Raw genomic sequence first — 20489 nt, 5'->3', positions numbered from 1 at the left:
CGCCCTTTCAGGAGTTGATGGTCAGGTGAGGGGCGACGAAGTGGCTGGGGCGGCCGTCCCGCCAGATGACCGAGGCGTCGACCTCCTCGGCTTCCCAGCGCTTGACCAGCGACAGGTTCGTGCCGTCGTCGAGCACCACGCCGTGCCACGGGGTCAACCACTGGTCGCGCGCCCGCATGAGGTTGATCCCGAACTTCTCCGAGTGCGGCGCCTGCGGGTGGATGGACAACCTCATGGCGTCCGGGAACTTCTCCGAGACGACCCTGCTCCACGCGTTGCTCCGGCGGATGGTCTGGTAGGCGCTGTCCTTCGACTCGGCGCGCAGCTTGGTCTTCGAGACCACGTCCTCCCTCATGCCCAGCGCGTCCTCGAACATGAAGCGGTGGATGCCGTTGAACAGCGAGCGCGTGGCGTCGTCCTCGCGGATCTTCCCCTTCAGCTGCGCGAGCGTGTCGGAGTAGTCGCGTTCGAGCACCGCCCGCAGCTTCGGGTAGCCCGCGTCGCCGAAGGCGTCGTCCAGGCCGAAGAGGTCGAGCGACGTCCAGCTCTCCCGCCTGATCATCTCTTCGAGGGCTTTGCGGTACGCCGTCACCGTGCCGTCGTCGACACCGATCACATCGCTGAAGACGTGCCCGTCCGAACAGATGGTGATGTGCGCTCCGGGCGCGTAGAAGTGGCGGACGTAATCGCAGAGCGACTGGAGGAAGTCCAGTGCGGCGTGCTCACCGAGGTCCGGCAGCGCGCCGAGCACCTTCTTCCGGTTCGGCGACTTGGCGGGGAAGGCCGGGATGACGAAGCGGATCGCCTTGTGGTGCTTCACGAACTTTTCAATCTTGGCCTGGAACGCCTCGAAGCAGGCAACGCAGCCCGAGTCGTCGAAGGATTGCTTCTTGTCCAACTGCACCGACGTGTCGACGCGCCGGTAACGGTAGAGGGTTTCCAATACTTTTCGCGACACTTCCGCTGGAGCTAAAGCATCAGTCGAGTTAGTACTCAACTTCTCCTCCTGGTGAAGTTGCGCCCCCACGCAGCCGGGACGGCAGACATTGGAAACCACCCCAGTTCTGAGATCAGTCTGCCAGCGACAGAACCGCGAGTGCAACCGGAGATCGATTAGTATCTGCGGTACACTGATAATTCAGGGATTATGGATCGGGGGAGGCGTATTCATGACCAACGGCGACGAGCCGACGGCCCAGCATCTGAGGCAACTGCTGGTGCTCGCCGAAGAGCTCCACTTCGGACGTGCGGCCAACCGGCTCTACCTGTCGCAACCGGCGCTCAGCCAGCGGGTGCGCGCACTGGAGTTGAAACTAGGGGTGCAACTGTTCGACCGGACGAGCAGACGGGTCGAACTGACCGCACAGGGGCAGGCACTGCTGCCGCTCGCCCGACGGGTGGTCGACTCCGTGGACGACCTGCTCAGGGCGGCGGAACGCGCTTCGAACGACACCCCCGTGCTGCGGTTGGGGGTGTGCGAGAGCTTCGCCGCGCTCGACGCCACCAGGGGGGTGATCTCGATGCTCTCGACCGACCACCCGGAACTGGGCCCGGAGGTCCGGGTGGTCGACTCCTTCACCGAGCAGTTGGCCGAACTGCGCAAAGGCGAGATCGACGCGGCGTTCGTCCACCTTCCCGTGCCGGACGACCTGGGCGCACAGCCCTTGGTGACCGAGCCGCGGGTGGCGTGCATCGCCGCCCACGACCCGCTCGCCGAGCGCGACGTGATCCGCCTGTCGGACCTGGCCGATCACCCGGTGCTCGGCCTCAACCCGGAGGGCTTCCCGGAGGGGCGCCGGTTCTGGGCGGTGGACCCCCGGCCGGACGGGACCCGGGTCCGCCACGCCACGCACAAGGTCACGGGATTCGAGTCGCTTTTGTCCACAGTGGCGCTCGGCGGCGCGATCGCGTTCGTCCCGGTCACCGCGGCGCGGCTCTACGTGCGACCGGATGTCCGCTACCTGCAAGTCGCGGACCTGCCGGAGTGCGAGTTCGGCGTGATCTGGCAAGTAGCGGAAAAGGACAAACCGCACATCGAGGTCCTGCGGTCGGTGTGCCACCGGTTCACCTCCGCGCACGAAACCACGATGCCCTCCCTCACCTCCGCCTGAGGGATTCGGAACACCTCCTCGGGATTACCACCGACCGCGAATAACAACCCTTCCCGGCCGGTCCGGCGCGAAATCCAATCCATATTGAGTGGAATATCCGACAAAGCGTCGGACATCCGCTCGCGACGCGTGACCCGCGACCGGCCGACCAGCCCGTCACGCTTCGGCAAGCCGAAGCTCTCTCGCTTGCCGGAGCTGGCGGGCCGGCCATTGTTGACCACTCCGCGAGATCCCGTGCCGATTTTTCCACTGCGGGAAACTTCCCGGCGTGCCGAAATTCCTGCACAACAGCGGCTCACGGTCCGCGCGAGGAAATCGCGGCACGGACCAGGTGGCCCCGCGGGCCGCACGGGAATTCGACGCCACCGGGCGGACGAGAACGCGGTTCTCCACCGGCAACCGGCAGGCCCGCCACGGGACCGCGGACAGGTCCCCGTTCGCCGTTCCGCCCGGGGCGGCGGATCGTCGACTCAGCGTTGGCGCGGGAGGGCACCGGGACCAATCGTCCGCGAGGGCGGCGTTTCCCGCCCTCGCGGACGCTGTGGCGCTGGGCCGTCTGCCGCATCCTGGTGGTGTGATCCATCGAGGGGACGACAGGCTCGACCGCACCGGGCAACACCCCGGGCAGCGTGCGCGACCGTTGACGCCCCACGCTGCGGTGGGCTTGCACCAGGCGATCGGCAACGCGGCGTTCTCCCGCGTGGTCGCCGTGCAGCGCGTCGTCGACTCGGGGCTCGTCCAGGCGAGGACCCTCGCGGACCTCAAGCACATCGGCGCCGACGTGCCGGGGTTCTTCTCCATGTCGCAGAAGACCAAGAAGGAGAAGTTCGGCAACAACAAGAGGGAGTGGGCGGAGAAGCTGGCGGCCCACCAGGCCGCGCTGCAAGCCTGCCTGGTCGAGATGCTGAGCTCGGACGAGGTCTTCGCGGTCGGGCCGACCCCGGACAGCCTCAAGAACAAGGTCAGGGAGTACCAGCTCTACCGGCAGCAGGAGGAGCGGAGGACCAGCGCGGCCGGCACCCCGCCGAGGGAAGGTGAACTCTCCCCGGAGGTGGCCGGGCTGTACCACCTCCTGCGGACGAGCAACCGGGTGTTCCCGCTGGACGAGCTGGACCGCAAGGCCCGCAAGGCCGATGCCCCCGGCACCGGCTTCCTCTTCGAGCTCCGCCTCGCCGCCGCCGAGATCAAGCGCAACGAGCGCTCCCTGGTGCAGGTCGAGAAGCTCGGTCGAGTTCTCCTCACCGATCACCTGAAAGGCTCCCCGACCCGTTACGAGAAGCACCGCGACGGCCCGGTCGGCGCAGACCTCGTCTTCTGGCGACCCCGGGAAGAGGAGGACACCGGCGAGAAGGGGGCCGACCACGGGACCAGGGAGTACGACGGCGAGTTCGTGCAGGCCAAGTCCTTCAAGTTCAGCAACTTGGCGCACAACGTCGAAACCGCCACCAACCAGCTGGCGGGTCTCAACGCCTCCGGGCAGGGCAGAGTGGCGAAGGACCGCGAGATCTCCCTGCTCGGCAGCGGTCACCGGGGTGTCATCGCGCTGGAGATCTGGGACGGCATCGCCGACGAGCGGAGGTTGGCCGGCCAGGCGACGAAGGCGCTCAGTAGCGCCTTCGTTCACCTGGTACGAGCCGTCGACGGGCGGGACGGGCAGGTCTACGAGTACCGCAAGTGAGCCCGAGGCCACGTCGCGGCACCGGGGTCCACCGAGCGACGGACCCCGGTGACCGACGGGGTGACGCGGCTCAGGCGCGCGGGAGGGTGAAGATCAGACCTTGGCTGAAGGTCGACCGGATGCCCTGCACGTCCACGGTGACGACCTTCGCCCGGTGCTGCCTGTCGGGGGTCAGCCCGGTCAGCGTGACCTGCTCCTCGGTGACGAGGCCGGTGTTCCCGCCGTCCAGGTGCACCTCGTAGCCCCGGGTGGGGTTCCACCAGGAGTAGCCCTCCCAGGACAGCGTCACGGACGTCGGGGTCGTCGAGACCACCTGCAACCAGCTCGGGCGCGGGGGCCGCTCGAAGTGGGCCCCCTGCGACAGCACGGTGCCCAGCAGGTCGTCCTGCGCCGGGTCGTGCGAGCAGGACGCGGTGACCGTGCCGAGGGACGTGCCGTCGGCGCGCTCGGGGCGCAGGGTCAACGTCAGGTCGTCCACGCGCAGCTCGTAGGAGCCCGGCGTGCCCAGCCGCTGCACCGGGAAGGCGCCCGCGGCCCGCACCGCGGTCCTCTCGGTGGTCGTCAACCACGTGGGCGCGAGGGTGAACGCGGCCCGGGTGGTCCGCGTCCCGTCCGGGCCGACGATCCTCGCGTCGAGCGTCGCGGTGCTGTCGCCGTCCAGGCGAATCCCCTCGGCGAAGGACAGGGCCGGGCGCAGCTCGCGCAGGTCCAGGTCCACGTCGATGTGGGCGTAGTCGTGGCTGGCAACGGTGTTCAGGCCGGCCCCTTCGTCCGGCAGACCGCCGACGACCCACACGGTCAGCTCGACGCTCGGCCCGGGAGAGGTGGTGCAGGCATAACTCATCCGCACCGCGGTCGTCTGCGCCGACGCCGTACCCGCGGCCCCCGCCAGCGCCCCGGCGGCCACCACTGTCGAGACCAGGGACAACGCGGTGACGCGGAAGGCATTCCATTTCTTGCGCAACTTTGCGTCCTCTCCGTGTTCACTCGCCCACGGACAGTGTTCCGCAATTCCACGCGGGCGCGTGTAGACCATTCAGTCCCAGTGAGGTGGAACCGGGGTTGAGCCGTTCGACGCGTTCGCGCTGCTGCGCCCGGCGCGAGGTCGCGGGAAAATTACCGCGAATTCCTGTTCGACCGGAATGCCCTCGCCGGACCATTGGTCTTCGCACACTTCGTCCCCGAATCGCACGAAGCGCATCCGGCGACCGATGATCACCGCCGAAAAGCGGAATCGGATGACGGCACATCGTCCGGTCGAGTGGACCTGTACGACCGAACGAGCGACGGGTACGCGAAATGCGCGGAACCCGCCCACACCGGTCGGTAGAACCGAATCTCGTCGACGCAGTGCACGGTCCACTCCCGGGGGTTGAGATGGCGATACACGTTCGCGCGGTGCGGTACCCGCCACGACAAGGGGTCTGACGATGTAGCCGCACATTCCCGGACTCGGGGTCTCTGCTGATCGATCCGGAACAGGAAGGTCACGGGTGTGAGTGGGTACGGAGTCGAGATCGGTCAACTGCGGGCTGCGTCGAAAGCGGCGGCTTCAGCCGCGGACCAGGCCAGGGAGGTGCGCCCGGGCACCGACTTGGGCGCGATCGCGACGGCGATGCCGGGCGGGGAGTCGGCGAAGGGCGCGCCGGCCCTGGCCTCGGCGTTCGACGAACGCGCGGCGGGGTGGGCGGGCGAGATCGACCGGTGGAGCGAGTCGGTCCTGTCGTCCTCGAAGACCTACGCGGAGAACGAGGACGCCGCCGAAAGAGCTTTCGGGGGATGACCGCCGGCTACGACGACGTCCGCAAGTGGGACGCTGAGGCGCTCGACGCGTCGGCCACCAACCTGGGCGGCAGGCGGGACAGGCTCGTCGGGTTGCAGGACGAACTCGACGGCGCGAGGAAATTGCCCGACTGGCACGGCTCCGCCGGCGAACTCGCGCGCGGTTCGCTGGGGAGCACGCGGGACAAGGCCGAGATCATGATCGCGGAGCTGTCCGCGGTCAAACGCGCACTGCAGAGCGCGTCCGACGACGTTTCCTCTTTGCAGTCCCGGGTTTCCAACAACGATGCCCTTGCCGACGCCTACGGGTTCCACATCTCCCCCGACGGCACGATCGTGGACAACAGGCCCGTCGACAACAGCCCACCGGGATCGTCGCACGAGGCCGACGAACGCATCGCGGCCCAGCAGCACCGCGAGAACATCAAGAGGCAACTGGAACAGGAGACCAAGGCGATACTGGCCACGGCGAACAGCATCGACGCCACCCTCGCGCGCGTGCTGCGACTCGCGCAGGACGGCAAGATCAGCGACGACGGCGCGACCACCCTGGCTGCCGCCGGGCAATCGGGTGAGATCGACGCCCAGGTCGTCAGGATGGAGCAGTCGCTCCGGGACGCCGGGCTGCTGACCGGGCCACCCGCGTCCGGCCACTACCGGCAGTGGCTCGAGAACGCCGTGCGCCGCGGCGTACCGATCGACACGATCGAGAAGATCGCCGCCGAACACCACATCACGCCGGAGGACTTCAAGGTCCTCGACGGGATGGAGGAGATCCGGGAGGACGAGGACGGCGACGGGACGTCCAAGTCGTACTTCATGATGCCGACCGACATCAGCGGCGACGACGCCGCCAAGGCGGTGCGGATGACCTACGTCATGAACGCGGGCACCGACTACGGCACCGAAGGGGAGAAAACCGACTTCCCGCAGACCCCCTACGGCTCGGGAGAGCTCAACCGCATCATCGAGCGGCAACGGGCGAACGACTGGAGCTACGACGAAGACGTGGCGTTCGTGCACGGCAACGGCGGACGGCTGGTGACCACCCCGAACGGCATGATGATGGGCCTGGGCGGGAACCTGGTCCAGGACCAGTTCAGCCAGCAGGGCGGAACGGCCTGGGGCGACACGTTCATGCTGAACATCGACGACCCGGAGGACGCCGCGCAGCAGCTCCGGGAGGTGGCCGGGTCGGGCCACGTGTGGTACGACGGCGAGGGCGGACCTCAGCGGGGCGATCTCGACCTGGACCGACTGCTCCACCACGAGGAGCGCCACTCGCAGCAGTGGGCGCGGGAGGGCTACACGGGCTTCCTCGCCTCCTACGTGTGGGAGCAGGTCACAGGCGGCAACGAGACCGAGGAAGACGCGGGGCTTTCCGATGGCGGGTATCGCTGACCGGCGGCGCGTCGCCTGCGCCGTCCTCCTCGCGATGTCGGTGACCGCTGCGTGCGGGACCAAGGCCCCGTTCGAACCGTCGCTGCCCACGGCGACCGGGTTCCGCGTCGACGGCGACGTCCTGAAGCTGTGGACCGGAACCCCCTGCAACGGCGTCACCGGCGTGACGGTGACCTTCGACTCGGGCACCACCAGGAGCGCGGAGCAGGCGTGGTCCGCACCCCCGCCGGGGGTGCTGTTGGAGCGCATGGACCTGCTGAGGACCTCCGGGGAACCACCTCCGGACACCGCTGAACCGCTTCGGGTGCGGAAAACCCTGGTCGAGGGTTACGACTGGACCAAGTCGGACTCGATCAACTTTTCCGTCGACGGCCCGAGCGCGTACGGCGCCAGGGTCGACGTCGGACGGGTGCTGGACGAGTCGGCCCGGCACCCGTCCGACAGCTACCTCTTCGGCGGGCGCGGCTGGATGGACGCGGCGGACGTGGAGCGGGAGAACCAGAAGTCGTTCCTGACCGTCTGCACCCCCGACTCCGGCTGATGAAGAGGTCGGACCGAACCACCTGCGGAGCCGAACATGGACGCACCGGACGGCACCACACGCAAGAGCGCTCTGCGAACAGCGCTGAGGCGCATCGTCCTCGCCGTGTTCAGCTGCGCGGTGGCCCTGATCGCCCTGCTCATCGGCGTGGGGCTGCTCAGCGTGACCGGGTTGTCCACCGACCCGCACGGTTACGGGGTGTTCGCAGCGATCCTGTTCGCGGCGCTGCTCACCCCGATCACCCTGGTGCTGTGGCTGCTGTACCGGTTCCTGCGACGAGACGGCAGGTAGCCGGCGGTACGACGCCCGAACCCGCGGCCTGGCGGGGAGATCCCGGCGTCGCGGCACCCGGACGCACCCCACGGCGACCTGGTCGACCTCCCTCCGCCCACTGGCCGAAGCTCTGCCGGCCTGCGACGCGGGCAGCTCCGCGCGGTTCCTGATCCGCGACCGGGACGAGAAGTGCCCGACACCGTTCGACACCGTCCTCGTCGGTGTCCGGTTACCGCGGACAGGCACGGTCGTAAAGCTGGGCCGACCGGGTGCTGCAGGAGTTGCACGTCCTCGTCGAGCACCACCCGACCGACGAACTCCTGCTCCTCGGCGTCCGCGCCCTGTTCGAACCCGGGCGCCACATCGCCATTCCTGCCTGGGCCGACCGCCTCACCACCCTGATGCGCCAGGTCTACGGCGCCGAACCGTCCGCGGACGCACTCGCCCACGCCCGCCGCACGACCGCCACGACCCGCCGTCCCCCACCACCCGCGCCCCACAGCCGACCGACCCGAGTCCACCGGCCGTCGAGCCGTGGCCGACGTCGTCCACGGCTGTCCCGAGGTCGCGGTTCAGGGCCGCACCGCCACCCCCGTGCCGACGGGCCCCGGCGCGGGGCCGACGGCACGAAGGGCACCGCGAGTCCGCGCCACGACCGACCGGTCCCGGGAATCGACCCGGTCGCACTCGGCCCGCTGTCGCACTCGGCCCGCTGTCGTACCGGCTGCGGGCGAGGCCGGAACCGGCCCTCGCGCGGGTCGCCTGGACCGGCGACCTGGCCTGGGAAAACGGGGTTCCACCACGCGCAACAGTGGATCAACGTCCCCGGTCGTGCGCGGCGATTGACTCGTTCGGCCCACCCGGGCACCGGTAGTAGCGATCAGGGGTGCCGCAAAGGACGAGGTTAGGCCTGTGGGCGTAAAAAACTGCTCCACAGTTCGACAACGCGTCACGATCCACGCGTCGACGCATCCTTCATAGGTAGGGGATGCCGTCGAACCACTGCCACGACAGGCACGTCGAGGTCGGCAGGCATCTCGCCACCCCCCGGAAGGAGCACCACGTGGAATCACGTCCCCGCCACCTCGCGCCGCGACGCGACGCGCGTGCCGCCCCCGACGAGGAGACGGACACCCCCGCGACGCATGACGGCGTTCGACAACCGGTTCTCGTCGAATTCCTGCACGAGGTCCTCGGCACCTGGGGGACCACCACCCGCGCGATCGTGCTCCTGGTGACGGTCGCGGCCCTGGTCGTGGGTGCCCTGGTCGTGTTGCCCCTGTCGATCGACCTCGGCCCGGTGCGACTACGCCCCTGACCGGGGCCCGGCCGGCGGGGACCTCGTGGTGGGTCGGGACCGCCGCCGGCGCGCGTCAACGCGTTGACCAGTCCGGCGACGACCAGGAGCACGCCGGCGGTGTGGGGCACGACCCGGTGGACGGTCACGCGGAACCTTTCAGGCGGGCGGCCGTCACACCGGGCGGCTCACGCGGACCGGGGGTGGGCGCTGATCCGGGCGGTCACCCGGCCACCGGTGCCGGAACCCACTTCGGGATCGGGTCGTAGGCGTGGACGTCGTGGGCGGGGACGACGTGCACGCGGTCGGCCAGTGCGATGACGCGCAGGAGGGCGTCCCGCACCCGCTCGGGCTGGACGTCCGCCAGCACCCGGAGCACCTTCGGGCGCTCGGCTCGCAGGGTCACGCCCTCCGACTGCCACGTCAGGTCGCCGATGAAGGCGAAGCGGCGCTCGTCGGGGAGGGTGACGAACACGATGACGGACCCGTCGGTGTGGCCACCGGCCTCCACGATGACGACCGAGCCGTCGCCGTGGACGTCGTGGCTGCCGGGGAAACCGAGGTACGGGGGTCCGTCGAAGGTGTAGTGGTGGATTTCGCGCCCGCTCGCGATGTCGCGGAAGACCGTCGCGTCCTTGGCGCGGTCGACGTAGCGCTGTTCCGCCGGGTTCATCCAGATCGGCACGTCGAGTTCGTCCAGACCGCTGACGTGGTCCCAGTGGGCGTGGGTGATGACGACGCCCCGCAACCGTCGCAGGTCGTAGTTCCCCAGCTGCTCCCGGACCGTCGCGCCGAGTTCGTGCGGGGTGCGGCGGTAGGCCGGCATGGCGGCGATGTGCGCCTCCACGTTCGCGCCGAACCCGGCGTCGACGAGGAGGTCGCCCGAAGGGTGCTGGATCAGCACGGCGGTCGCGGCGAACTCGCGCAGGTCGGAGAACGAGCCGCCGCGGTAGGCCAGGGCGGCGCGGTTCTGGTAGGTGCCGGTCGGCAGTTGGTGGAGCGCCATGCCCTCCGGGGGCGACGCCTCCGGCAGCGGGCCCGTCCACGGGGCCGGTGCGGGCAGGGGCGCGGGCCGGAACGACCGGACGGCGAGGAACGAGGCGGCGAGGACTGCGAGCGCCACGCCGATCAGGGCGTAGGTCATGGGGTGCCGTGCCTTTCCGGGGTGCGGAAGAAGTGGTGGATCTCCTCGGCCGCCACCGACGTGCGCGCTTGGCCCACGTACAGGGACAGCAGAACGGTGAGGACTTCGAGGCCGGGCCGCCCGCGCCGAGGATGGCCTCCTCGGCGAACCGGCTGCCGACGCGGTCCTCGAACACGCCCGGCAGCTCGCTCGTGCCGACGCCGAAGGTCTCGGCGCAGACCGCTGTGCCGCGGGCGGTTCGGTCGTGCGGGGTTTCCCCGTCGTGGCTCACCCTTCGATTGGACCCCGCCCGCGGGTCGGGCGGCCAACACCCGATCCGGCGGAGCCATACCGTCGGGGTATGGTTCGGGAGTGGTGGACCTGCGCGTTCTCGGCTACTTCGTCGCGGTGGCGGAGGAGCTGAACGTCGGTCGGGCGGCGGCCCGGTTGCACATGTCCCAGCCGCCTTTGAGCAGGGCGGTCCAGCGGCTCGAACGTGATCTCGGCGCGGAGCTGTTCACGCGTTCCGTTCGCGGGATGACCTTGACCGAGGCGGGGCACGCGCTGCTGCCGGAGGCACGGGAGGTGCTCGCCCGGGTCGGGGCGCTGCCGTCCCTGGTGTCGCGGGCGGCCGATGCGCGCACCATCACCATCGGGACGCTGGCCGACAGCGTGGACCGCGCGGGCCGTGACCTGATCGACCTGTTCCGCGCCCGTCACCCGGGTGTGGAGATCCGCATCGTGGAGGGCGACCTCACCGATCCCACCGTGGGGGTCGCCCTCGGCAAGGTCGACGTGGCGCTCACCCGCGGCCCGTTCCAGGCCCCCGGGGTGGTGATCGCCGAGATCCGCCGTGATCCCGTCGGGGTCGTCGTCCGCACGACCGACCCGCTGGCGTCCCTCGACCGGGTCCACGTGGACGACTTGCGGGACCGGCGCTGGTTCCGCCTCCCCGACACCGCCGACCCGCACTGGCGGGACTACTGGGCCGGCGGTCGAACCCCGGCGAACGACGCCGACACCACCGTGCGGACCGTCCGCGAGTGCATCCAGGCGGTTCTCTGGTCGAACGCGATCGGTCTGGCCCCCCTCACGATCAGCGAGGCCCCCGGCATCACCGTCGTCCCGGTGGACGGTGTCGCCCCCAGCCCGCTCGTCATCGCCTGGCGCCGCCGCGATCGAAGCGCACTGGTCCACGGTTTCGTGGACATCACCAGAACCGTCGCGCGGCGCACGCGGGAGAACCGCGGTTGACCCTGGTCTGAGCGCACCTCGGTGTCGGCCACCGGGGCCCCGGCACGGCGACCGGTCCGGCGCGGGCCGCTACCAGGTAGCCGGCCGCGCCCGCGGCGGTGCCGAAGATCGCCGGCGACCCCGGCGCGCTCACCCACCTCGTGGAGCACCACGTGGTGCGGGTACAGGCCCGGGACTCGTCCGGCTGAACCCCGGTACGGGTCACCGGCGGACCCAACGCCCGTGGGCGCGCGGGTCGACGTTGCCGCCGCAGATGACGGTGACGACGTGGCGGTCGCGGAAGCGGTCGCGGTCCTCCAGCACGGCGGCGACACCGAGCGCGGCCGAGGGCTCGACGACCAGACCGGCGTGCTCCCAGAGCAACCGGATGCCCGCGATGATCGACGACTCCCGGACGAGGACCGCGTCGTCGGCCACGACGAGGAGGTCGTCCAGGACCTCGGGAACGGGGTACCGCCCGGCGACGCCGTCGGCGATGGTGTCGGTCGGCCCGGTGGTCACGACGCGGCGCTCGTGCCAGGAGCGGGTCATCGCCGGCGCGCCCGCGGGCTGCACGCAGATCACCTCGACGCCGGGGGCCAGGCTCTTGAGCACGTAGCCGATCCCGGTGGCCATCGCACCGCCGCCCAGGGCGATCAGGACGGTGTCGAACCCGGGCCGCGCGTCCACCAGTTCCAGCCCGATCGTCGCGGCGCCCTCGCAGGTCTCGACGTCCAGGCTGTCCTCCAGCAGCCGGACGCCGCGCTCCCGCGCGATGCCCGCCGCCCGCTCGCGGGCCGTTTCGATGTCGCCGTCCACCAGTTCCAGCTCCGCCCCCAGCGCACGGATGCGGTCCAGCTTGGCGACGGACGCGTGCCGCGATGCCACGACCGTCACGTCGAGACCACGCCGCCGACCCGACCAGGCGAGCGCCTGACCGAGGTTCCCGGCGCTGGCGCACACCACGGCGGCCCGTCCCTGCTCGCCCAGCAGGCTCGTCACCAACTCGGTCGCCCGCCCCTTGAAGCTGCGGACGGGGTTCGCCGTCTCCACCTTGACGCTCACCGCGCAGCCGAGACGGCGTCCCAGCGCCTCGCACGGGTCCAGGGGGGTGTCCAGGAAGACCGGGTCGACCACCCGGCGGGCCGCGTGGACCCGGTCGAGGTCGAGCCGCGTCCTGAGCACGCCGGGACGATACACACCGACGACGCCGGTCGAGCGGGCCGAGGTGCGGGAACGGCGCGACCCGGCGGGGTTCCCCACTGCCCGGGCACGGCGTCGCGCGTCGTCCCCCGGCCACGTGCGACGCGTGGACGCCCCGGGATGAAGGCGGCGACGACCAGGGCGAGCAGCGCCGCCGCGCCGGCCAGCAGGACGGTGGTGAACGCGGCGGGGTCCGGGACCGCGCGCCCGCTCACCGTCGTGGTGCCGGCGGCGAGGAGCAGTCCGGTCACGGCACCGGCGGCGGACGTGCCCAACGACCGGCAGAGGTTGTTCAGGCCGTTGGCCGCCGCGGTCTGACCGGCGGGGACCGCGTCCATGACGAGCGAGGGCATCGCCCCGTGGGCGAGCCCGGTGCCGGCCCCGACGAGGGCGGTGCGGACGAGCAACTGCCAGAGCCGGGCGTGCCACAGCGCCGCGAAGCCGTAGCTGCACGCGAGGACCAGGGCACCGGCCACGAGCGCCACCTTCGGCCCGAAGCGGGTGGTCATCCTGGCCGACACCGGTGACGTGGCGATCATGCACACCCCGCCCGGCGCCTGCAGGAGGCCGGCGACGAGCATCGACTCGCCGAACCCGTACCCCGCCGTCGCGGGCACCTGCAGGAGCTGGGTGAACACCAGCGAGTTCGTCAGCACGGCGAAGCCGAAGGCCACCGAGGCGGTGTTGGTGAGCAGGACCTGCGGCCGGCGGCTCACCCGCAGGTCGATCAACGGTTGCGGGGTGCGCAGCTCCCACGCGCCGAACAGGACCAGCAGCGCGGCAGCGCCCGCGAACGACCCGAGGGTGAGGCCGCTCGTCCACCCCCATCCACCGCCGCGGGAGACGGCGAGGAGGAGGCAGACCAGCGCTCCCGAGAGCAGCAACGCCCCCAGCGGGTCGAACCGGCCGTCCCGCGGCCGCGACGCGCGGGGCACGACGAGCAGGACGAGGACACCCACCGCGGCGGCCGGCCCGCCCGCGGTCCAGAACAGGACCCGCCAGTCGGTGCACTGCGCGAGCAACGCCGACAGCGGGATGCCCGGTGACGCCCCGACGCCGAGCGACGTGCCCATCACCGACGTCGCGGAGGCCAGCCGGCGCGCCGGCAGGTGGTCGCGGAGCAGGCTGATGCCCAGGGACACCACACCGGCGGCGGTGCCCTCCAGGGCGCGACCGGTGACGAACCAGCCCAGCGAGGTGCTGAGCGCCGTCACCGCGGAACCCGTGACCAGCAAGGAGAGGCAGCACAGCAGGACGCGTCGCTTGCCCTGCACGTCGGCGAGCCGGCCTGCGATCGGGATGGACACCGCCCCCGCGACCAACGTGGCCGTCACGGCCCACGAGGCTTCGCCGGGGGTCGTGCGCAGCAGCGCCGGCAGGTGCGGGGGCAAGGGGATGACGAAGGTCTGCTGCAACGACACCGTGGTCCCCGCGAGGGCCGGCACGGCGATGAGCGCCCTCGGTGGCGTTGTCACGGGTTCTTCGGGAGCAACCGCTTGGTGCTGCGCCGGCGACGAACGCACTCGGCACGGCCGTCCACGACCGCGAGCGCGCACCACGCGTCGCGGAGGCACGATCGCGGGCGTGGCGCCCGGTGCTACGCCCTGGCCTGCCGGACGCCCCGCCGCCACACTTCCCTGATCGACAGGGAGTCGCCGATGTTCCTCGTCGGGTCACCGTCGACCAGCAGCAGGTCCGCACGAGCCCCCTGGACGATGCGGCCCCGGTCGGACAGGCCGAACCGGCGCGCCGGCACGGAGGTCGCCGCACGCAGCGCCGCGACGGGGCTGAGACCTGCTTTCACCAGCAGTTGCATCTCGTGGTGGACGCTCGCGCCGTGCGCCATCCCGCCCAGTTCCGGCCACGCCACGGACACGTCGGTGCCCACCAGGAGGTCCACCCCGGCGGCGTGCAACGCCCCGACCGTCGCGAGGACCGCGTCGAAGTCGCCCTCCGGGTACCTGTCGAGACTGCCGTTGAGGGTGTCGCGCCACTCGGGGCTCAGCCTGGGCCCCACCCGTTCGTCGGCCGCGAGTTCGGCGCCGGTCCGGCCCATGATCGAGGCGTTGAGGCACAGGCACGGCGTGATGAACACCCCGGAACGCACGATGCCCTCGACGAGTTCGGGCGTGTGCGGGCGGTCGATGAACAGGTGGGCGAGACCGCTCATGCCCGCCGCGATGGCCTGCTCGGTCGCCGCGACGGTCAACGTGTGCGCGACGGCCAACTTGCCGAGCCGCCGCGCCTCCAGCACCGCGGCCCTGATCGTCTCGTCGCTCATCACCGGCAGGTTCGGCGCACCCAGGACGTGCCCGTCCTCGATCATGATCTTGATGAAGTCCGAGCCGCCCCCGACCCGCAGGCGAACGGCGGCGACGGCCTGTTCGGGGGTCGTGACCTCGGACTCGGCGGGGTTGGGCCCGGACCCGCCCTCGGGCGGCCCCTCCCCCGCACCCTCGGCCCCGGGCGGCGGGCCGTCGGGCACCAGCTCGCTGGGGTGACCCCCCGGCGCGGTCAGGCCGAACCCCGCGGACCGGACGTCGGCCAGGTCGTCGCGGTCCGCGATGGACTCCCGCCCTTTCGCGTCGAACCCGCCCTGCATCTCCAGCTCGGTGGTGACACCGAATAGCAGCGCGTTGCGCAGGCCGTCCTCGGAGGTGTGCACGTGCGCGTCGATCAGCCCGGGCAGCAACGTGGCGCCGAGGGCGTCGACGACCCGGGCGTTCGACGGCGCATCCCCGGTGATGCCGACCACGGACCCGCCCTCGATCAGGACGGTGTGCTGGTCGAGCACCCGCTCGCCGTCGAAGACCCGTGCGTTGGTGATGGCGGTCAGCCCGGAGGACGGTTGCTCCGGACCGCCGGTGGAGCACGCGGTGACCAGGGCCGACGACCCGGCCGCCACCGCGGCGGCACCGACCGACCCCAGCAGGGCACGACGAGTGACAGGACACATCGGGGCATCTCCGTTCAGGATGAGCGACGATCAGACATATGCATGTTGCTTACATGTGCAACTTACACACATTTGCTCGTACGGTGTGCCCTTCCTGAGAGAACCCTCAGCCAACGGCCCCGGCGCACCGGGGCGCACTCACCCCTTGATCGCCTCGGCCGCCGAGTCGACGTACTTGATGATCAACCGCGCGAGCTCCCGGCGCTCGGCCTCGGGCCAGTCACGGGTGATGTGCTCGAACGCCTGGCGCTGCTGCGAGCGGAAGCGGTCCCGAAGGCCGAGCCCCGTCTCGGTGAGCTGGAGCACCGCCCGGCGGCCGTCCACCTGCGAGGGCAGGCGCAGGACGTAACCGTGGGAGATGCAGTCGGCGACCATCCTGCTGGCCACGGAGGGGTCGACGCCCAGGACGTCCGCCACGTCCCCGACGCCGATCTCCCCCTCGGCCTCGTCGATGACGTTCAGCACCAGGTTCCGGTTCAGGTCCTTGCGCTCGACCGGCGGATCGACGGCCACCTGCGTCGTACGCCTGCGCAGCCGTGCGAACGCGGGACCGATCAAGTCCAACAGGTCGGCATCCGCAGCGTCTCGGGACTGGTCGTCGTTCGTCACGTGCCGACTCTAGAACATCGTGGACAAAACACACATGCTCGACGTCACGCATACAACCGCGCGTGGTGAGGTTGTCCCAAGCCGCAGCCGTCGACCACGGAGTCGTGCGGAAGCGGCTCACGACCCCTCGGCGCGACCCCGCCTCGGCACGCCCAGGGCGAGGACCGCGGCGAAGGCACCGCACAGCACCACCTGGTAGCCGAACGAGATCGGCACGCTGGACGCGAGGTGGAGCGCGCCCGCGAAGCCGGCCGCCCACCACCCCGCCAGCGCGCCCAGCGCGAAGCCGTGCCAGAGCAGGAACACGGCGCAGAAGACCAAGACCGCCACACCCGGGGCGGCCCGGCGCCGCACCCGGCGCACCATCGGCACGAGCGCGGCCAGGTTGACCGGCAGGCTCAACACGACCAGCACACCCAGGGCGGCCTGGTCGAACCTGGTGACCCCACCGGGCGGACCGCCGAACAGCAGCAGGGCGGACGCCGCCTGGACACCGGTCGCGACGACCGCGAGCAGGCTCGCCCACCAGCCTCGGGACTTCTCCATCCGACTCCACTCCGCTGCTCACGCGACGACGACCGGGTCAACGGCGCGCCCGTCGTGGCGGACGACAGCGCCCACCACCGCGGACAATCATGCCCGGCCGGCAGCAGCGGACCTCGACCTGCCCGAACGGGCCGTGCTCACCACGCCGCGTGAACTCGCACCGCCTGCAGGACAACCGCGTCGTCACCTCGGCGAACGACAGCAGGGCGTTCACCAAACCCGTCCACACAGGTGAGGAGCGCGATCAGGACAAGGGCTCGGGATGACCGCGGGGAGCTCGTGTTCCGCAAACGGCGCCCGCCTGTGCGTACTCGCGGTCTCAGGCCGGCGGTTGTCGGTCGAGCAGCCCGGCGGGGTCGGTGCTGTAGGCGACCATCCAGCTGGGGTCGATGCGGTACCAGACGTTCTCGTCCCAGAACGGGTCGTCGCCGTCGCCGTCGTAGTGGTTGACGAGGTGGTCGCGGACGGCCGGCCAGGTCGGGTCGCCGCTCGTCCCCTCGGGGTTGAGCGGGACGGCGTGTCCGTGCGTGAAGATGCCGAGCTGCTCGCCGCACAGGAAGGTCGCGCTGATGCCGGGCCGTGCCGCGAGATGACGGGCTTTGGCGGCCTGGCGGTGGGTGCCGAAGATCCAGCGGCCGTGCAGGAAGTGCCCGTCGACGCCGCTGATGCGCGGCTCGCCGCGCCGGGTGACCGTGGCGACGGCCAGGGTGCACATGCCGCGGCAGACCCGGACGACCTGCTCGGCATTCAAGGTGCTGTCACCTGGCCGGATGATGGATTTGAGGTGGCTGCCGGAGCCGGCCAGGGACGTGTCGAGCAGGACCTGGAGGCTGCGGATCTCGTCAGGGGTTTCGAACACCCGGCCAGTCAACCAACTCCCACCGACAGTGTCGGCTCGGTGCAGTCGCCGACCGGGCGTGGGCGAGTCGGTAGGAGGTGGGTGCCGGTCCCGAGGATGTCGCCGGCGAAGGCGAGTCGGCACCGTCAGGCGCGAAGTCACGACCGACTGCTCATCATCAATGGGCAACGCCCCGATACGCCGCCGACCAGTCCTCGGCGGCTTGACCAACGAGTACGAACCACAGCAGCGTGAAGCGCAGTTCAGATGGCATGGCCGACTTCTGGAACCCCACAGGATCCGCAACTGCCGACGCGCACTCCTCGACCGCACCCTCATCCGGAACCAGCGATACCTGCTCCACGCCCCATGCGAGTACGAGAAGTTCTGCAACACCCACAGGCCGCATCAAGGCATCATCGTCCCCGACCGCTACAACCGCTGCCACAGCCGGCCGCCGGTCAAACAGCCGTCACCCCCTTGACGTTCGCCGACGACAACGACCGGGGGACGCCTCAACGAATATCGTCATGCTGCCTGACCAGCGTGGATGAGGTTTCGACAGGCACAGCCCTCTGGCTCGCCCTCCGGGCGGTGACGATTGATACCCTTCACCTCGACATGCGCCGCATGTCAAGGTGAAGGGTTCAGCAGATGAAGATCCGCAGCGCGGACGGCCAGGAATACCACTTAAACGACTACCACTTCATCCACCGCTACCGGTTCGTGAAGAAGGTTGGCACCTCGGTCGGCACGCACGTCGTCCTGCTGGAAGATTTTCGGCAGTGGAACGAACTGGCCACAGCCGCCGCCGCGGCGCCGCGGGCGTTGTTCAAGTGTGGCGGGTACGCGTGGGAGAAGCGCAACGGCGAGATCTTCCCGACCTCGCAGGGCCAGGCGGTCGACCTCACCGGCGAGGAGATCAACGCCCTGGCCGCCGTGATCCTGAGGGACGTCGACCCGTCGTCCACGCTCAAGCGCACCGAGTTCACCACCGCGCTGCGGAAACTGCGCAGGCTCGCGAGCATCCCGGTCACGCAGGAGCTGGACATCCAGTTGCCGCAGGTACTGCCTCCAGGCGTCGGGTACGACCGGCGCACCTGGAATTCGCCGGTGCGGGACCGCTACATCTGGGGAGCGGACGGCAGCGTCGAATACCCCCACATCCACTGCTTCCTCGAAGACGGCTACATCACCTCGGCTCAGGCGACGGTGTCCCCGGCCCCGGGCTCGCAGCACAAACGCGGGTTCAAGTTCCAGAGCGACCTCACTGTGATCCGCAAGGGCTCGTCGGCGGACGATCAGAACGTTCTGGACGAACTCGAACGGGTGCTGAGAGCGGTCGTGACCGGTGAAGCGCTGCCGACGACCGCAACCGGGAAGAAGGACAAGCCGGCACTGGACCTGCCGAAGGTGAAGGCGGAGGTCTACGACGCTGCGTTCGTTGACTACGCGGCCACCAACGACGTCCCGGTGGGCTGGGTGCACGCCGCCGCGACCGCTTGTGACATCAAGCCCGAGGAGATCGCCGGTTACCCCCTGGAGTTGCTGGTGGAGATGGCGTCGCAGGAAGGCGTGGTGCAGACCGAGTACGCCCAGAACAAGGAAACGGCCCCTGAGGAGCGCAAGTAGCCCTTCGGCACGACCGGTTCCGAACGCCGCGGGCGGTCCGGGAGCGCACCACGGCAGCCCAACCGCAGGTCACGAACTCTGGAACCCCACAGGGCGACACGGCGGCCGGACGCGACCAGATCGAGGACCTCGCGCCGGAACCCGGGTGGGTACCGCTTGCGCATCGCGGGCGGTCCTCCGGGCTGCCGAGACGAGTGATCACCCAGTAACCGACTCCGTACGACCAGAGGAGGATCAGTGACCTGCGGTTGCCCTTCGTGTTCAGGACACAGCAGGTCCTGAGCACGACGCGGACACCATCGCCCTGATCTGCGTGTCGACCTCGCGCAGCCGCTGCCCGGATCGCGCGTTGCCCACCGCCACCACCTCGGCGAGGATCGACAGGGCGGTCTCGGCGAGTGACGCCCCGCCGAGGTCGAGGCCCGCCGGGCCGCTCAGGCGGTTCAGACCGGGGGTGCCGGCCAATCGTCGCAGCCGCTGGGCATGGGTGGTCCGACTGCCCAGCGCGGCGACGTGCCCCGCTCCGCTCTCCAGCGCCGCGCGGATGGCGCGGTCGTCGATGCGGGGGTCGTGCGTCAAGGTGACGACGGCGTCCTCGGCCCGGAGCCGGTTGCCGACGATCCACTCGTCCGGCCACGCGCGAACGACCTCGCAGGTGGCGGGAAACGCTCCGGACGTCACGTGTTCGGGGCGCGGGTCCAGGACGACCACTCTGCGGTGCAGGGGTTCCGCCATCCTCGCCGTGGTTGCGGCGAGGTCGGTGGCGCCGACCAGGACGAGCGTGCTGCGCGGCCTCAACTCCTCCACGAACGCGGACCCGCCATCACCGGACGGCGGCCACGCGGCGGTGGTCGCCACCGACCACGAGTACGGCGGTTCGAGCTCGATGCGCACCGCCAGCAGCCGGTCATCCGCCAGTGCGGAGGTGATCGCGGCCCGCACCGGGGCGTCGGGGGCGCGGGTGAGCAGCACCCGGAGCTGACCCGCGCACGCCGGGGTTTCCTCCCACGGCATCAGGTGCGCGGTCGGGGAGACCGTCGCCACCCGGGGCGCGGCGCCGTCGAGCACGGCGCGCGCCGCGTCGAGGACGATGCCCTCGACGCAACCGCCCGATACCGAGCCGCGCCACGTGCCGTCCTCGGCGATCGCCATCGTGGCGCCCAGGGGCCGGGCACCCGTGCCGTCGCGACCCACCAGGCGGGCCAGTACGACCTCCTGACCCGCGTCGTACTTGACCTGTGCGAACGGCCAAACCTCCCGCAGCAC

The 20489-nt window shown here is 70.5% G+C and carries 20 protein-coding genes; 9 read left to right on the top strand and 11 right to left on the bottom strand.

What is annotated here, in order from left to right; translation table 11 throughout:
• Positions 1-7 precede the first annotated feature (7 nt).
• Positions 8-898 carry an L-tyrosine/L-tryptophan isonitrile synthase family protein gene (locus ACRAKJ_RS12880; RefSeq protein WP_438923516.1) on the bottom strand — a complete coding sequence of 297 codons (891 nt, stop codon included), beginning with the start codon at positions 896-898 and terminating at the stop codon, positions 8-10.
• Positions 899-1046: 148 nt separating this feature from the next.
• Between ACRAKJ_RS12880 and ACRAKJ_RS12875 the strand changes: the two genes are divergently transcribed.
• Both ACRAKJ_RS12875 and ACRAKJ_RS12870 read left to right on the top strand, forming a co-directional pair.
• On the top strand, positions 1047-2111 hold the full coding sequence (locus ACRAKJ_RS12875) for a LysR substrate-binding domain-containing protein (RefSeq protein WP_438923517.1): 1065 nt from the start codon (positions 1047-1049) through the stop codon (positions 2109-2111).
• A 658-nt stretch (positions 2112-2769) separates the two neighbouring features.
• Positions 2770-3789 (top strand): hypothetical protein, encoded by a 1020-nt coding sequence (locus ACRAKJ_RS12870; RefSeq protein ID WP_447008946.1) that lies wholly within the window; start codon positions 2770-2772, stop codon positions 3787-3789.
• Positions 3790-3859: 70 nt separating this feature from the next.
• Here the strand turns inward: ACRAKJ_RS12870 and ACRAKJ_RS12865 are convergent, their stop codons facing one another.
• Positions 3860-4753, bottom strand: a complete 894-nt coding sequence (locus ACRAKJ_RS12865) for a DUF6801 domain-containing protein (protein ID WP_438923519.1) — start codon at positions 4751-4753, stop codon at positions 3860-3862.
• Positions 4754-5284: 531 nt separating this feature from the next.
• On the opposite strand from ACRAKJ_RS12865, the gene ACRAKJ_RS12860 reads away from it, so the two are divergent.
• The 5 genes from ACRAKJ_RS12860 to ACRAKJ_RS12840 all read left to right on the top strand — a co-directional run bounded on the left by ACRAKJ_RS12860 (position 5285) and on the right by ACRAKJ_RS12840 (position 9104).
• Positions 5285-5572 (top strand): hypothetical protein, encoded by a 288-nt coding sequence (locus ACRAKJ_RS12860; protein ID WP_438923520.1) that lies wholly within the window; start codon positions 5285-5287, stop codon positions 5570-5572.
• Entirely contained in the window at positions 5569-6972 is a 1404-nt protein-coding gene (locus ACRAKJ_RS12855) for a WXG100 family type VII secretion target (protein WP_438923521.1), read from the top strand. Before ACRAKJ_RS12860 ends, ACRAKJ_RS12855 begins: the two co-directional genes overlap by 4 nt.
• Entirely contained in the window at positions 6956-7513 is a 558-nt protein-coding gene (locus ACRAKJ_RS12850) for a hypothetical protein (protein ID WP_438923522.1), read from the top strand. Before ACRAKJ_RS12855 ends, ACRAKJ_RS12850 begins: the two co-directional genes overlap by 17 nt.
• Positions 7514-7549: 36 nt before the next feature.
• Entirely contained in the window at positions 7550-7804 is a 255-nt protein-coding gene (locus ACRAKJ_RS12845; protein WP_438923523.1) for a hypothetical protein, read from the top strand.
• A 1045-nt stretch (positions 7805-8849) separates the two neighbouring features.
• Complete coding sequence (locus ACRAKJ_RS12840) at positions 8850-9104, top strand: hypothetical protein (protein WP_438923524.1); 255 nt, start codon at positions 8850-8852, stop codon at positions 9102-9104.
• A gap of 202 nt (positions 9105-9306) precedes the next feature.
• Here ACRAKJ_RS12840 and ACRAKJ_RS12835 read toward each other — a convergent pair whose 3' ends face one another.
• The gene (locus ACRAKJ_RS12835) at positions 9307-10227 is read right to left on the bottom strand and encodes an MBL fold metallo-hydrolase (protein ID WP_438923525.1); all 921 of its coding nucleotides are present in this window, start codon (positions 10225-10227) and stop codon (positions 9307-9309) included.
• 351 nt (positions 10228-10578) lie between these two features.
• On the opposite strand from ACRAKJ_RS12835, the gene ACRAKJ_RS12830 reads away from it, so the two are divergent.
• A complete protein-coding gene (locus ACRAKJ_RS12830; protein WP_438923526.1) occupies positions 10579-11460 on the top strand; it encodes a LysR substrate-binding domain-containing protein in 882 nt (293 codons plus the stop codon).
• A 201-nt stretch (positions 11461-11661) separates the two neighbouring features.
• Here ACRAKJ_RS12830 and ACRAKJ_RS12825 read toward each other — a convergent pair whose 3' ends face one another.
• The 7 genes from ACRAKJ_RS12825 to ACRAKJ_RS12795 all read right to left on the bottom strand — a co-directional run bounded on the left by ACRAKJ_RS12825 (position 11662) and on the right by ACRAKJ_RS12795 (position 18000).
• Positions 11662-12576, bottom strand: a complete 915-nt coding sequence (locus tag ACRAKJ_RS12825; protein ID WP_438923545.1) for a pyridoxal-phosphate dependent enzyme — start codon at positions 12574-12576, stop codon at positions 11662-11664.
• On the bottom strand, positions 12501-14117 hold the full coding sequence (locus tag ACRAKJ_RS12820) for an MFS transporter (RefSeq protein ID WP_438923527.1): 1617 nt from the start codon (positions 14115-14117) through the stop codon (positions 12501-12503). Before ACRAKJ_RS12820 ends, ACRAKJ_RS12825 begins: the two co-directional genes overlap by 76 nt.
• Positions 14118-14239: 122 nt before the next feature.
• Positions 14240-15598, bottom strand: coding sequence for an amidohydrolase family protein (locus tag ACRAKJ_RS12815; protein ID WP_438923528.1), 1359 nt, complete (start codon positions 15596-15598; stop codon positions 14240-14242).
• 138 nt (positions 15599-15736) lie between these two features.
• Entirely contained in the window at positions 15737-16207 is a 471-nt protein-coding gene (locus ACRAKJ_RS12810) for a MarR family transcriptional regulator (RefSeq protein ID WP_438923529.1), read from the bottom strand.
• A 117-nt stretch (positions 16208-16324) separates the two neighbouring features.
• Positions 16325-16753, bottom strand: coding sequence for a hypothetical protein (locus tag ACRAKJ_RS12805; RefSeq protein WP_438923530.1), 429 nt, complete (start codon positions 16751-16753; stop codon positions 16325-16327).
• A 319-nt stretch (positions 16754-17072) separates the two neighbouring features.
• Positions 17073-17612: a pyridoxamine 5'-phosphate oxidase family protein gene (locus ACRAKJ_RS12800; RefSeq protein ID WP_438923531.1), complete on the bottom strand. Its 540-nt coding sequence runs from the start codon at positions 17610-17612 to the stop codon at positions 17073-17075.
• Positions 17613-17769: 157 nt separating this feature from the next.
• Positions 17770-18000, bottom strand: a complete 231-nt coding sequence (locus ACRAKJ_RS12795) for a hypothetical protein (RefSeq protein ID WP_447008945.1) — start codon at positions 17998-18000, stop codon at positions 17770-17772.
• 245 nt (positions 18001-18245) lie between these two features.
• On the opposite strand from ACRAKJ_RS12795, the gene ACRAKJ_RS12790 reads away from it, so the two are divergent.
• The gene (locus ACRAKJ_RS12790; RefSeq protein ID WP_438923533.1) at positions 18246-19223 is read left to right on the top strand and encodes a hypothetical protein; all 978 of its coding nucleotides are present in this window, start codon (positions 18246-18248) and stop codon (positions 19221-19223) included.
• Positions 19224-19484: 261 nt separating this feature from the next.
• Here ACRAKJ_RS12790 and ACRAKJ_RS12785 read toward each other — a convergent pair whose 3' ends face one another.
• Complete coding sequence (locus tag ACRAKJ_RS12785; RefSeq protein ID WP_438923534.1) at positions 19485-20489, bottom strand: XdhC family protein; 1005 nt, start codon at positions 20487-20489, stop codon at positions 19485-19487.

The organism is Saccharothrix sp. DSM 118769 (genome assembly GCF_052936295.1).
This window is presented reverse-complemented; position numbering and strand designations above follow the sequence as displayed.